Raw genomic sequence first — 13202 nt, 5'->3', positions numbered from 1 at the left:
AGCCGGTAGTGGCGGGCGGAAAGGGTCGGCGGCCACACCTGTCACCTCGGCCCCTTATGGTTGTCGGCCATGTGGCCAGGACAGCAGCCCGCCAACGGGGGCGAGCAGAACCCGCAGCAGCCGAACCCGTACCAGCAGCCGGGGTACCAGCAGCCCAACCCGTACCAGCAGCCGGGGCCGGGCTCCCCCCAGCAGAACCCCTACGCCCAGCCGGCCGGCGCCGGATCCGGGCAGCCCGGCGGGCCGCAGTGGCAGGCACCTCCGACCCTTCAGACGCCTCAGCCTCCCCAGGCCCCGCCGGGCCCCCCGATGCCGCCGTCGGGCGGAAACGGCGGCGGCAGGCGCACCACCGTCATCGCGGTCACGGCGGCCCTGGCCGTGGTGGCGGCCGCGGTGGTCACCGGCTTCGTCGTCCTGAAGGACGACGGCGAGAAGACCTCCGCGCAGGACGACCCCAAGCCGCCGGCCTCGGCGCCCGCGTCCGCCTCCACCACGCCGAGCGCGTCCCCCGGCGGCTCGTCCACTCCGGACCCGTCGGGCGGCGGCCGCGGGGACGACGACGGGGTCAAGCCGGTGATCGCCGGCTGGAAGCCCGTCATCAGCACCAAGCGGCTGGCGGTCTTCGACGTCCCGGCGGACTGGAAGGTCGAGCCCGGGATGTCGTCCGGCTTCCTGGACGACAAGGGCAAGTCGGTCATCAGCATGAGCTCCGTCGCCAGCTACAAGGACGGCGTGTGCAAGGCCAACAACAGCCTGGGCGGCGCCGGAACCAAGGGCGCGCAGGGCGCGAAGAGCGAGGCCGACGCCGCCGAGACCGAGGCCCTGAGCTGGGTGTGGGCCGCCTTCGACCAGAAGAAGACCGGCCACTTCGCGGGCACCAAGGCCAAGCCCTTCACCAGTGACCACGGCGTCAGCGGCTACACCTCGTCGGCCACGGTCACCGGGGTCGCGAAGTCCGACGCCTGCGCGACGGACGGCAAGGCGTTCACCCTGACGTTCAAGAACAAGGAGAACGACCTGGTGACCTGGGTGCTGTACTCCGCCAAGGGCGTCAAGGACGAGCTGCCGGACGACGTCATCAAGAAGATCATGAGCTCGCTGCGGCCGTTGTCCCTGTCCTGACGCGCCGGGCGGCGGCCCTCACCCGATCCCGAACGCCCCGCCCGGCGGCTCCGGCGAGCCGACCGCGTCCCGGTCGCCCACCGGGGCCGCCCCCGCCGTGAAGCGGACCAGGGCGTCCCCGTGGGTGACCCGCGCCGGGAAGGCGTCCGCGGCGGCTCGCCGGGCCAGGGCGTCCAGCGGCAGCTCCCCGGCGGAGGCGACGAGGATCGCGTTGCCGAACCGCCGGCCGCGCAGCACCGACGCCTCCGCGATCAGGCACAGCCGGGGGAAGACCGCCGCGAACGTCGCCACCTGGGACCGCAGGAAATCGAACGGTGCCCCGTCGGCCAGGTTGGCGGCGTAGCGGCCGCCGGGGCGGAGCACCCGGGCCGCCGAGCGGGCGTACTCGACGGAGGTGAGGTGCGCGGGCACCCGCGAGCCGCCGAAGACGTCGGCGACGATCACGTCCGCCGAGGCGTCCGGGGCGTCCTCCAGGGCGGTCCGGGCGTCCTCGGCGCGGACGGTGACGCCCGATCCGGCCGGCAGCGGCAGGTGTTCGGCGACGAGCTCGACGATCCCCCGGTCGGCCTCCACCACCTGCTGCCGGGAGCCGGGCCGGGTGGCCGCGGTGTAGCGCGGCAGGGTGAGGGCGCCACCGCCGAGGTGCAGGACGTCGAGCGGGCGGCCCGGCTCGGCGGCGGTGTCGAGGACGTGCCCGATCCGCCGCGCGTACTCGAACTCCAGGTGCGCGGGGTCCCCGAGGTCGACGTACGACTGGGGCGCGCCGTCGACCGTCAGCAGCCAGGCGCGCTCACGGTCGACGTCGGGCAGCAGTTTGGCGGTGCCGCCGTCCACGTCCCGGGTCACGGGTATCTGTTCGTCCACGTCCCTATTGTGCCGAGCGCCGGGGGCCGTCCGGTGCCGGGTCGCGGGCCGGTCACTCCGCCACGGCGGTCACCGCGCCCGTGCCGACGGTGCGTCCGCCTTCACGGAGGGCGAAGGCGAGTCCCGGTTCGAGCGGGGTCCGGCGGTCGAGGACGGCGGTCAGGCCGGCCGTCTCGCCCGGGCGGGCGAGGCCGCGCGGGCCGAGGTCGAGCCGGCCGGTCAGGGCGGCCGTGCGGAAGTGGAACGTGGCGCGGCAGCCGGTGGTGAGGGGGGTGCGGCGGCCGCCCTCCGCCGGGGTGAGCACCCGCAGACGCGCCGTGAAGCGCCGGTGGACGGTGACACTGCCCGGCGTGATCACCACGTCCCCGCGCCGGACTTCGTGCCCCTGCGCCCCGCGGAGCAGCAGGGCGACCCGGTCGCCGGCCCGGGCGGTCTCCAGTCGGCGGCCGAAGCTCTCCAGGCCGGTCACGACCGTGCGTTCCAGCGCCTCCGGCACCTCGACCAGGTCCCGGAGGCGTACGCTGCCGCGTTCCACGGTGCCCGTGACGGCGGCCCCGACCCCGCGCAGCACCAGCATCCGTTCCACCGGCAGCAGGAAGGGTGCGTCGTCGCACCGCGCCGGATCGGGGAGGTAGGTGTCGACGGCGTCGAGCAGCGCCTCGATGCCGGCGGTCGCGCGCGGGTCGCCGGCCAGGGCGCCCAGGGCGGAGACCCGGACGACGGGCGTGAGTTCCCCGGGGTAGCCGTGCGCGGAGAGCAGCTCGCGGACCCGGAGTTCGACGAGCTCCGTCAGCTCCGGCTGGGCGGCGTCGGCCTTGCTCAGCGCCACGACGAGGTGTTCGACGCCCATCCGCCGGGCCAGCAGGACGTGTTCGGCGGTCTGCGGCTCCACGCCGTCGACCGCCGAGACGGCCAGGACGGCCCCGTCCAGCCGGGCCAGCCCGGCGACCACCCGGGTGACGCGTTCCGCGTGCCCGGGCAGGTCCGCGTGGGCGTAGTGCCGGAAGTCGGTTTCGTACTCCAGGTGCGCGGCGCGTACGGTGCCGCCGCGCGCGAGTTCCTCGGGCGCGCGGTCGAGTCCGGTGACGGGGACGAACGCCGCGGTGCCGCGGGCCGCGAGCACCTTGGTGATAGCCGAGGTGAGGGTGGTCTTACCGTGGCCGAGGTGGCCGATGGTGCCGATGTTGAGGTGCGGCTTCGTACGGGTGGACGCCTGCTGGGACAGTGACATGCTGCGGACTCCGGTTCTCCGGTGCTGCGCCGGACTGGATCGTCATGGGCCCCGCGGCCTGGACGACCCTCCCCGTACGGGGCCGCCGGGGACGATCCGGGAAGGGTCAGCGTCGCGTCGGCGCGGGCGCGCCGACGGGGGCGCCGGGAGGCACGGGCATGCCGGAGGGCATGGGCGCGGGGACCGGGTCACCGGACAGGTCGGCCCTGAGCGCGCCCGCGGGAGCGGGCGTCTTCGCGCGAGGGACGGGCCGGAGCATGCTTCTGATGCTCGCTCACGCCGTGGGAGGCGTCGAATGGTTTTCGACGGGGCGGAGGCGCACGGGCTGATGCCCTAAGGGGCGTCGGCCGCCCGGCCGTTCGCCCTCCTCGCGCGGCGGCGCCCCCTGACAGGCCGGGGTCGCGGGTGCGGGGCCCGACCACCGACGCCCCACCGAGAATCGGCCGGTCCTCGGGGCCCGCACGGGAGCGCGCGACGCCGACGCCCCGGCGGCACACCACCGTCGGCCCGGCCCGCCGTCACGCCGCACGAATCCCGAGGACGGCGCTGTCCCGGCTGCCGCCCGGTACCAGCCCCCGCCGGCGCCATCGGCCCCTTGCCAGGCCCCATCCGGCCGGCGCCACCCCGCCCGGCACCGACCGTCGTCACCGGGCGGAGTCCGCCACGTCACTGTTCCGGCGCCGCCCAGCACCGGCCTGACCGTCGGCGGACCCGGGCTCGTCCCGCCGGTGCCACCGCTCCCGATTCGCCACCCCACCGGGCCGGCCACCACCGGCGTCGCCTCTCCGAGCCCGCCTCGCTCACGGAGCCGACGTCCAGCCAGGGCCCGGCGCCACCACGTCACCCCTCCGACCGCCCCACCGCCCCCACGGCTTCCGCCGTCTCCACCGCCTCGCGCCGCGCCCGTTCCCCCTCCTGGCCCCGCGCCACCACGACGGCCAGCGTCACCGTCACGGCCGCCAGCGCCGTGAAGTACCAGAGCGCGCCGTGGAAGCCGGAGAGGACGTCGGGGCCGCGGGTGGCGCGGAAGAGGGCGCCGGCGACCATCACGCCCACGGAGTTGGCGATCTGCTGCGCGGTGGCGAGGAGTCCGGAGGCGACGCCGGAGAGGGGGGCGTCGACGCCGGTGAGGACGAAGCGGATCAGGGTGGGCGCGACGGCGCCCGCGCCCAGGCCGTTGAGGACCAGGAACACCGTGGCCGGTACGTCGGCGGGGTGGAGCTGGTCGGCCCGCAGGGTGGACAGGCCCAGGTAGCCGACGGCCATCAGGGCCGGGCCGCAGGTGGTCAGCAGGACCGCCCGGCGCGGGTCCGCCCGGCCCGCGGCGACCGAGGCCGCGAGGAACGCCGTGCCCAGCCCCGCGTAGAGCCCGGCCGACGCCAGGGGGCTCAGCCCGGCGCCGTCCTGGGCCGTCTGCGAGAGCACCACATAGAACGGCACCTGCGTCCCGAAGAACACCAGGCACAGCACCAGCCCCACGCCGAACGTCCACCGCCGGAACAGGGCGGTGTGCAGCAGCGGGGCCCCGCCGGCCCGGGTGAGGCGGCGCTCCCAGCGGACGAAGGCGGTGCCCGCGACGGCCACCACCAGGAGCGCGGGGACGGTACGGCCCGGTCCGCTGCCCGGCAGCGACCAGGGGAGCACCGCCGCGGCCACGGTGACGGCCAGCAGCGCGGCCCCCGGCAGGTCGGGCCGTCCGGTGCCGGCCCGCGGCGGGCGGCCGGGCAGCAGCGCGCGGCCGGCGACCAGCACGGCCGCGCAGACCGGCACGTTCACCAGGAACGCCGACCGCCAGCCGCTGCCGGCGAGGTCGAGCCGGGTCAGCACCCCGCCGCCGAGCTGGCCGAGCGTCGAGCCCGCGCCCAGGACCGCGCCGAACGCCCCGACCGCCGCCCCCCGGCGGGCGGGCGGCAGGACGGTCTGGATGCCGGCGAGGACCTGGGGGAACAGCAGCGCCGCCCCGACGCCCTGGGCCGCCCGCGCCGCGACCAGCACCCCGATCGAGGGGGCCAGGCCGCAGCCGACGGAGGCGAGGCCGAACAGGCCCGTACCGATGAGGAAGAGGGGCCGGATCCCGTACCGGTCGCCCAGCCGGCCGCCGGTCACCAGCAGGCTGGCGTACGCCATTCCGTAGCAGGCGACGACCAGGTACGTCTGCGCGTCGCCCGCGCCCAGTTCCCGCTGGACCACGGGCAGCAGCACGTTGACGACGGAGACGTCGAAGATGGCCAGGAACTCCCCGACCAGCAGGACGCACACCGCGAGCACCGCGCCCCCGCCGGCGCGCGGTTCCCGCTCCGGTCCGCTCACCCGGCCGCTCCCCCCACCGCCGGTTCGCCCCGGCCCAGCCGCAGCAGCCGGTACTCCACCACGCCGTCCCGCTCCCGTACCTCCCGCGCGGCCACGGTCGTCAGGGTGACGCCCGCCTCGCCGGCCAGCCGGCGCAGCGCCTCCGCGTCGCCCCTGCTACCGAACCCCAGGAGCGCGGCGCCGCCGGGGCGCACCCGGTCCGGGGCCTCCCGCAGGAACGCCCGGTGGGCCCGGTAGCCGGGATCGACGTAGGCGAGGTCGTGAAGGCTCAGCCGGGGCAGGTCCTCGGGGTCCTCGGGGGCGAGGACGAAGTTGGCGTGCCAGAAGACGAGGTCGAAGGTCTCGTCCGGGGCGAGCGCGGCGAACATGTCGCTCTCCCGGCACCGCACCCGCTCGGCCACCCCGTGCCGGGCCGCGTTGAGCGCGGTGTTGCGGACGGCGTGCGGGTTGACGTCCGTCGCGACCACGTGCGCGCAGCCGGCGAGGGCGGCGCTGACGGCGATGACCCCGGCGCCGCAGCCGATCTCCAGCAGCGAGCCGCCGCGCGGGAGGCCCCGGGGGCCGAGGAGGGCGAGGAGGTCGAGGAACGTGCCGGTGGACGGCGAGTAGACGGGCGGGAAGACGTCGTCGAGCAGCGTCCAGTCGCGGCCCGCGAGCGGGAACTCCGCCGGCCGGTCGGGGCGGTCGCGGCTCTCGCGGCTGCGGCGCAGCGAGTTCCGGTAGTCGGTGACCGGGGAGGAGGCGGGGGATTCGTCCAGGGACGCACGCGGTGCGGGGCGCTCCGCCATCACGCCGCCCGCGGGCCGGGCCCGCGCTCCGCGCGGAGCCGGGGCAGCGCCCGCTCGCCGAACAGGGCGACCGATTCCGCGGCGAGGACGGGGTCCAGGGTGGAGAAGTTGACCTGGAGACTGGCGACTTCGAAGCCGCCGCAGCGGTCGTGGACCTCCCACAGCTGCTCCACGACGTCGTCCGGTGTGCCCACGAGGGCCGCCGAGCGGGCGCGGACGGAGTGGAAGTCGTCGGCCGCCAGCTTCTCGATCATCTGCCGGTAGCCGGGGTAGTCGGCGCTCGACGCCCCGCTGGTCCAGTCCGAGGCGGCGGCCGTCAGGCTGCGCAGATAGGCGTTGACGGGCCCTTCGGCGCGGGCCTCGGCGGTCCGCCGGTCGGGGGCGCAGTGCATGTGGAAGGCGAGCATCACCCGGCCGCGCCCGGGGTGTCCGGCGGTCTGCCACGCCGTGCGGTAGATCTCCAGGTACGTCCGCAGGGTGTCGGCGGCCAGCGGGTTGGCCATGACGCCGCAGCCGAGTTCGCCGGCCCGCCGGAAGCTCTGTTCGCTGGAGAGGGCGGCCACCCAGAACGGCGGGTGCGGCCGCTGGGTCGGCCTGGGGAGGGAGGTGGTGGACGGGAAGGAGTGGAAGCGGCCGTCGAACGCGGTGTCCTCCTCGGTCAGCAGCCGCCGCACCGCGTCCACGCCCTCGTCGAAGCGGGCCCGGCTGGTGTCCATGTCCACCCCGAACCGCTGGAACTCGTGCGGGAGGAACGCCCGGGCGAAGCCCACCTCCAGCCGTCCTCCGGAGATGGCGTCGAGCATTCCGATCTCCCCGGCCAGTTTCAGTGGGTGGTTGAACGCCGGCAGCACCGCGCCGGTGATCAGCCTCAGGTTACGGCTGCGGGCCGCGGCGGCGGCGAGGAACACGATCGGGTTCGGGGAGTAGCCGCCGTACTGGTGGAAGTAGTGCTCCACGATGCGTATGTGGTGGTAGCCGAGCCCGTTGGCGAGCTCCACCAGCTCCAGGCACTCGGCGAAATACCGGTCCGCCGCCTTGTCGCGGTGGTGTACATCCGGGAAGAAATTGATTCCGGCCTCCATCGGCGGCACTCCCCCGTTCGTCTGATGTGGCGTCAGAAAGTGCCACAAAAGCCGGTTCGCGCGAGCCGGCCGCCTTCAGCAGAGCAGGAGCTCCCACGCGGCGTCAAGGCTGTTCGACTGCGTACGCCTTACCCGGACAAGCGTCTTTCGCCACCGGCACCGCGCGCCCCCCTAAAACGATCAACTTCCCGGCCGGATGCTTTCGAAAGGAAATACGGATAAGGCATCCGGAACGCACTTGACATGGGGTCATTGGCACCCACATCCTGTCATTTGACAGGCTGCTGAGGATCCGAGGGCGCGTGGTGCGGAGCCCGCCCGAGCAGCGGCCCACGGGGGGACTGCCATGAGGGATGTCCGGGCCGCGGCCCGGGCCGGCGGCCGGCCGCGCCGCCCCGGCCCGTTCGCGCCGCGCGCCGCGGAGCGCTGAACCTGCACACTTTCCACGCGCGATCACCATCGCGGCGGCGACCCGCGCGCTCCTTTTCGCCCCCACGGAAACCGTCGGCCACCCGGAAAGCACGAATACCGGGAAAAACCGCGGGAATCCGTGGAGCGCGAGGTGCGGGGCCGCGCGCCGCGCTTTCACCGGAGGGCGCCCGCCGCGGCCCGCCGGAATTACGGGGGAAACAACGGTGCGTACGCTACTCGTCGACAACTACGACTCGTTCACCTACAACCTCTTCCACTACCTGGCCGAAGTGAACGGCACGGAGCCGGTGGTGCTCCGCAATGACGACCCCTGCCCGTCGGCCGGGGAACTGCGGGAATTCGACAACGTGGTGATCTCCCCGGGCCCGGGAACCCCGGAGCGCCCCGGCGACTTCGGCATATGCCGGGAGATCGTCGAGCACGGCCGGCTGCCCCTCCTCGGCGTCTGCCTCGGCCACCAGGGGATCTGCCACCTGGCCGGAGCCACCGTCCGCCGGGCCCCGGAGGTCCGCCACGGCCGGGTGTCGCCCGTCCTGCACAGCGGGACGGACGTGTTCGCCGGGCTGCCGTCCCCCTTCGACGCCGTCCGCTACCACTCCCTGGCCGTCACCGACCTCCCGCCGGAGCTGGAGGCCCTCGCGGCGACGCCGGACGGCGTGCTGATGGGCGTACGCCACCGGGATTGGCCGCTGTGGGGCGTGCAGTTCCACCCCGAGTCGGTGTGCACCGAGCACGGCCACCGGCTGCTGCGCAACTTCCGCGACCTGACGGCGGACTGGCACCGGCGGACGGGCCGTTCGCGCACGGCGCCCCGGCGCGCGCTCACCACCCCGGACCCGGCGCCGCGGTCCGCGAAGGCCCCCGGTACGCCCGTCGGCGGCCCGCGCTGGCGCGTGCTCGCCGAGCGAATACCGACCCGCGTGGCCGACGAGGTGGTCTTCGACCGTCTCTTCCGCTCCTCCCGGCACGCGTTCTGGCTGGACAGCAGCGCCACAGACGCCTCCCTGGGCCGGTTCTCCGCCATGGGCGACGCCGAGGGGCCGCTGGCCCGCGTGGTCTCGGCCGACGTCTGGCACGGCACCGTCACCGTGACCTCCGCGAACGGAGTGGAGATCGTCGGCGGCCCGTTCTTCGACTGGCTCGACCGCGACCTGGCCGCCCGTCACGTCGACGTGCCCGACCTGCCGTTCGAGTTCACGCTGGGGTGGGTCGGCTACCTGGGGTACGAGCTCAAGGCCGAGTGCGGCGGCGACCGCGTCCACCGCTCCCCGGAACCCGACGCGGTCATGATCTACGCGGACCGGGCCGTGGTCTTCGACCACCTGACCTCGACCACCCACCTCCTCGCCCTCGCCGCGCCCGGCGACGAACGCCCGGCCCGCGCCTGGCTGGACCGCACCCGGGCCGAGCTGGACCGCCTCGCCGGCCGCCGCCCCGACCCCGCCCCCGCGCCGCAGCGCCGCCTCTCCGCACCACGGCTGCGGCACGACCGCGACGCCTACCTCGCCGCCATCGACACCTGCCAGGACGCGATCGGCCGCGGCGAGACGTACGAGGTGTGCCTGACGAACATGATGCGCGCCGACGGCACCCTCGTCCCCTGGGACGCCTACCGCTTCCTGCGCCGCACCAGCCCCGCGCCCTTCGGCGCGCTGCTCCTCCTGGACTCCCTCGCGGTGCTCAGCACCTCCCCGGAGCGCTTCCTCCGGGTCTCCGCGAGCGGACTGATGGAGTCCAAGCCCATCAAGGGCACCCGGCCGCGCGGCGGCACCGCCGCCGAGGACGCGCTGCTCCGCGAGGACCTGCGCACCAGCGAGAAGGACCGGGCGGAGAACCTGATGATCGTCGACCTGGTCCGCAACGACCTCGGCCGGTGCGCGGAGGTCGGCTCGGTCCACGTGCCCGAGCTGTTCGCCGTCGAGACCTACGCCACCGTGCACCAGCTCGTCTCCACCGTCCGGGGCCGGCTGCGCCCCGGCCGCTCGGCGGTGGACTGCGTCCGGGCCGCGTTCCCCGGCGGCTCGATGACCGGGGCGCCGAAGATCCGCACCATGCGCCTCATCGACGAACTGGAGGCCGGGCCGCGCGGCGTGTACTCCGGGGCCATCGGCTACCTGTCCCTGTCCGGCGCCGCCGACCTCAGCATCGTCATCCGCACGGCCGTCGCCGCCCCCGGCCGGGTGTCGTACGGCGTCGGCGGGGCGATCGTGGCCCTGTCGGACCCCGCCGCCGAGTTCGAGGAGACCGCCGTCAAGGCCACCCCGCTGCTGCGGCTGCTGGGAGCCGGGTTCCCCGGCCGCCGGCCCGCCGTCACCGGCTGACGGCCCGCCACGAGGAGAGGAACGGAAACGTGACACGCACGCTGCGCACCCCGGTCGCGATCGTCGGCGCGGGCCCGGCCGGTCTCGTCCTGGCCCATCTGCTGCACCTCGACGGCGTGCGTTCCGTCGTCCTGGAGCGGCGCGACCGCCGGTACGTCGAGGGCCGGGTACGGGCCGGGCTGCTGGAGCAGGGCACGGCGGACCTGCTGCGCGACAGCGGCGTGGGGCGGCGGATGGACCGCGAGGGCCAGGTGCACGAGGGGTTCGAGCTCCGCTTCGACGGGGAGCGGCACCGGCTGTCCACCGCGGAGCTGTGCGGCCGGACGGTGACGATGTACGGGCAGCAGGAGGTGGTGAAGGACCTCATCCGGGCGCGTACGGAGGCGGGCGCGCCCCCGTACTTCGGCGTGGACGACATCGTGCCGGGCGACCTGACCGGGGACACCGCCACCCTGCGGTGCACCCTCGACGGCGAACCCACCGTCGTCCACGCCGATTTCGTCGCCGGCTGCGACGGCTTCCACGGCGTGACCCGGCGCAGCCTCCCCGCCGGGCGCCTGGCCCGCTACGAGCGGACGTACCCGTTCGCGTGGCTGGGCGTCCTGTCCGCCGCGCCGCCGGCCGGCGAGGAGCTGATCTACGCCGTCCACGACCGCGGCTTCGCCCTGCACAGCATGCGCTCCCCCACGGTCAGCCGGCTGTACCTCCAGGTGGCGCCCGACGAGGACCTGGCCCGGTGGCCGGACGACCGGATCCGGGCCGAGCTGCGCACCCGGCTCTGCCCGGCCGGCGAGCCGCTGCACGAGGGGCCGCTCAGCCGGCACGGGATCACGTCCATGCGCGGCTTCGTCGCCGAACCGATGCAGTACGGGCGGCTCTTCCTCGCCGGCGACGCCGCCCACATCGTCCCGCCGACCGCCGCCAAGGGCCTCAACCTGGCGGTGGCGGACGCCGTCGTGCTCGCCCGGGCGCTGGCCGCCTGGTACGGCCGGGGCGACCGCGAGCCGCTGGACGAGTACACGCGGACCTGTCTGGCCCACGTCTGGCAGGCCCAGGAGTTCTCGGCGTGGCTGACCCGGCTGTTCCACCCGCATCCGGGCGAGGACGCGATGGAGGCGCGGCTGCGCCGGGCCCGGCTGCGGCACCTGGTCGGCTCCCGCGCCGCCGCGACGGACTTCGCCGAGCACTACACGGGCCTGGCCCGCGGCCCGGCGGCGACCCGCGGGGGTGCCTGAGGCCCTCCGGCACCTCGCGCTCCCCCGATGTGCCGGTGCCCGATCGCCCCGCGGCCCGCCGACGCCCGATGGGCGCCACCGGGGCGCACCGGTGCCTGAGGTCCCCTGGCGGCGCCCCTCCGGGGCCCGACGTTCCCTCCGGCACCTCATGGCCCACCGAACCACCGTCGGACGACGATCGCGCACCGGTGCCCGATCATCCTGCGGCCCACCACAACCGGTCGCCCGACCCCACCGGACCACCGGTGCCCAACGCCCTCTGCGGCGCCTCCGGCACCCGACACCCCTCCGATCCACCGGCACCCGGCACCGCCGGCCCGCTCCGACGCGCCCCTCACTTCATCCGCCGATCACACCGCGGGTGCCGCCGTGTCGGTTACGCTCCTCCGGTGCACGATTCCGCCGCGCCTGCCCCCGGCCCCGCCGAGCGGCGCCTCGTGCGTGCCCTCGCCTCCCCCTGGTCCCGGCTGACCCTGCTGGTGCTGATCGTCGCCGGTGCGGTGGCCACCGTCCTGGCCTGCCATCCCGAACGGCTGCTGAGCGGGGGCCTCCCGGCGGGCATGCCGTACGGCCTGGCGTTCGTCCTCTTCGCGGGTGCGTACGGGCTGTGCACGGCGGCGTTCGTCCCCCGGCCGGTGCTGAGCGTCGCGGCCGGCACGCTCTTCGGCACGCAGGCCGGCGCGGTGGCGGCGCTGCTGGGGACGGTGCTCGGCTCGGCGGCCTCGTTCGGCCTCGCGCGGCTGCTCGGGCAGCGCGCGCTGCGCCCGCTGCTGCGCGCCCGCTGGCTGCGGTCGGCCGACCGGCAGCTCAGCCGGCACGGCTTCCGCTCGATGCTGGCGGTACGCCTCTTCCCGGGGGTTCCCTTCGCCGCCGCGAACTACTGTGCGGCGGTCTCGCGCGTCGGCTGGGGGCCGTTCCTGCTGGCGACCGCGCTGGGCAGCGCGCCGAGCACCACCGCGTACGTGATCGCCGGCAGCCATGCCGCGTCGCCCGGGTCCCCGGCGTTCGTCGCCGCCGTGGCGTTCATCGCGATCACCGGCCTGGCGGCGGTGCTGGTGGTCTGGCGCCGCCGGGGCCGCGCGTTCGCGGCGGGCCCGCGGCGGCCCTCCTGACAGCGACCCCGGACGGCCTCCGTCAACGGCCGCCCGGCTCCTCGTCGTCCTGACCGTCCTACTCGTCCTCGTCGTCGTCCCGTTCGCCCTCCGCCTGGGAGGGCGTGGTGTGCGGCGTGTCGGGGTGCACCTGCTCCGCGGGCTCGTCGTCCCGTTCGCCCTCGGCCTGCGACGGTGTGGTGTCGCTCATGCTGCTGCCCCTTCCGCGGCGCTCTGCGTGGACCACCCGAGTACCCGGGCCGCCGGGCGGCATGCCGGCCGGGGCCGGCCGGGCCGCCGGTCAGCCGCTGTCGACGGCCCGGCGCGGCGGCGGCCTGAGGTCGCCGCCCTTGCGGAGGACTGCGTAACCGATGCCGATCCCGGCGGCCACCGGCCATTCCAGGACGCCCGCCACGCCCAGGGCGCCCACGCCGAGGTAGAGGGGCAGGCCACCTTTGGCCGGGAGGATCCGCTGGGCCGCGGTGATCGGCAGTTTGACGGCCTCCACGGCGACCCCGGCGATGGTGTCGACCGGGATGGTGACGGTGACCGTCCGCCCGCCGTCCCGGTGGACGACGCCCGCGGTGGGCCGGCGCTCCTCCGCGCCCTCCTCGGGGCGGTGGTCCGACGGCTGCTCGTGGGCGGCCCCGCGGTGTTCCGCGGTGTTCCGCTGCCGGGTGGAGTGCTTGTGGGCGTGCTTGGTGTGGTGGCTCACGGGCGTCCCTC

11 protein-coding genes are annotated in these 13202 nt (G+C 75.4%); 4 read left to right on the top strand and 7 right to left on the bottom strand.

All coding sequences use genetic code 11. The features are described 5' to 3' along the window. The first annotated feature begins 69 nt into the window (after positions 1-69). Positions 70-1122, top strand: coding sequence for a hypothetical protein (locus tag ACH4PU_RS34775; protein WP_398281547.1), 1053 nt, complete (start codon positions 70-72; stop codon positions 1120-1122). Positions 1123-1140: 18 nt separating this feature from the next. On the opposite strand, the gene ACH4PU_RS34770 is transcribed toward ACH4PU_RS34775, so the two are convergent. From ACH4PU_RS34770 to ACH4PU_RS34750, 5 genes are all read right to left on the bottom strand, one after another. Then, positions 1141-1986, bottom strand: coding sequence for a spermidine synthase (locus ACH4PU_RS34770; protein WP_398281544.1), 846 nt, complete (start codon positions 1984-1986; stop codon positions 1141-1143). A 52-nt stretch (positions 1987-2038) separates the two neighbouring features. Then, positions 2039-3211: an elongation factor Tu gene (locus ACH4PU_RS34765; protein WP_398281613.1), complete on the bottom strand. Its 1173-nt coding sequence runs from the start codon at positions 3209-3211 to the stop codon at positions 2039-2041. 846 nt (positions 3212-4057) lie between these two features. Continuing rightward, positions 4058-5527 (bottom strand): MFS transporter, encoded by a 1470-nt coding sequence (locus ACH4PU_RS34760; RefSeq protein ID WP_398281542.1) that lies wholly within the window; start codon positions 5525-5527, stop codon positions 4058-4060. Then, a complete protein-coding gene (locus tag ACH4PU_RS34755) occupies positions 5524-6315 on the bottom strand; it encodes a methyltransferase domain-containing protein (RefSeq protein ID WP_398281539.1) in 792 nt (263 codons plus the stop codon). Before ACH4PU_RS34755 ends, ACH4PU_RS34760 begins: the two co-directional genes overlap by 4 nt. Further along, complete coding sequence (locus ACH4PU_RS34750) at positions 6315-7397, bottom strand: LLM class flavin-dependent oxidoreductase (protein ID WP_398281536.1); 1083 nt, start codon at positions 7395-7397, stop codon at positions 6315-6317. Before ACH4PU_RS34750 ends, ACH4PU_RS34755 begins: the two co-directional genes overlap by 1 nt. 635 nt (positions 7398-8032) lie before the next feature. On the opposite strand from ACH4PU_RS34750, the gene pabB reads away from it, so the two are divergent. From pabB to ACH4PU_RS34735, 3 genes are all read left to right on the top strand, one after another. Next, positions 8033-10150, top strand: a complete 2118-nt coding sequence (pabB, locus tag ACH4PU_RS34745; RefSeq protein WP_398281533.1) for an aminodeoxychorismate synthase component I — start codon at positions 8033-8035, stop codon at positions 10148-10150. 41 nt (positions 10151-10191) lie between these two features. Beyond that, positions 10192-11385, top strand: a complete 1194-nt coding sequence (locus ACH4PU_RS34740; RefSeq protein WP_398281610.1) for a 4-hydroxybenzoate 3-monooxygenase — start codon at positions 10192-10194, stop codon at positions 11383-11385. 389 nt (positions 11386-11774) lie between these two features. After that, on the top strand, positions 11775-12497 hold the full coding sequence (locus tag ACH4PU_RS34735) for a TVP38/TMEM64 family protein (protein WP_398281530.1): 723 nt from the start codon (positions 11775-11777) through the stop codon (positions 12495-12497). Between the two features lie 58 nt (positions 12498-12555). Here ACH4PU_RS34735 and ACH4PU_RS34730 read toward each other — a convergent pair whose 3' ends face one another. Both ACH4PU_RS34730 and ACH4PU_RS34725 read right to left on the bottom strand, forming a co-directional pair. Further along, the gene (locus ACH4PU_RS34730) at positions 12556-12687 is read right to left on the bottom strand and encodes a hypothetical protein (RefSeq protein ID WP_398281527.1); all 132 of its coding nucleotides are present in this window, start codon (positions 12685-12687) and stop codon (positions 12556-12558) included. A 90-nt stretch (positions 12688-12777) separates the two neighbouring features. After that, entirely contained in the window at positions 12778-13191 is a 414-nt protein-coding gene (locus ACH4PU_RS34725; RefSeq protein WP_398281524.1) for a hypothetical protein, read from the bottom strand. Positions 13192-13202 lie beyond the last annotated feature (11 nt).

Source organism: Streptomyces sp. NPDC021100 (genome assembly GCF_044333095.1).
Classification (GTDB): Bacteria; Actinomycetota; Actinomycetes; order Streptomycetales; family Streptomycetaceae; genus Streptomyces.
The sequence above is the reverse complement of the archived record's forward strand: the minus strand, read 5'-3'. Positions and strand labels throughout refer to the sequence as shown.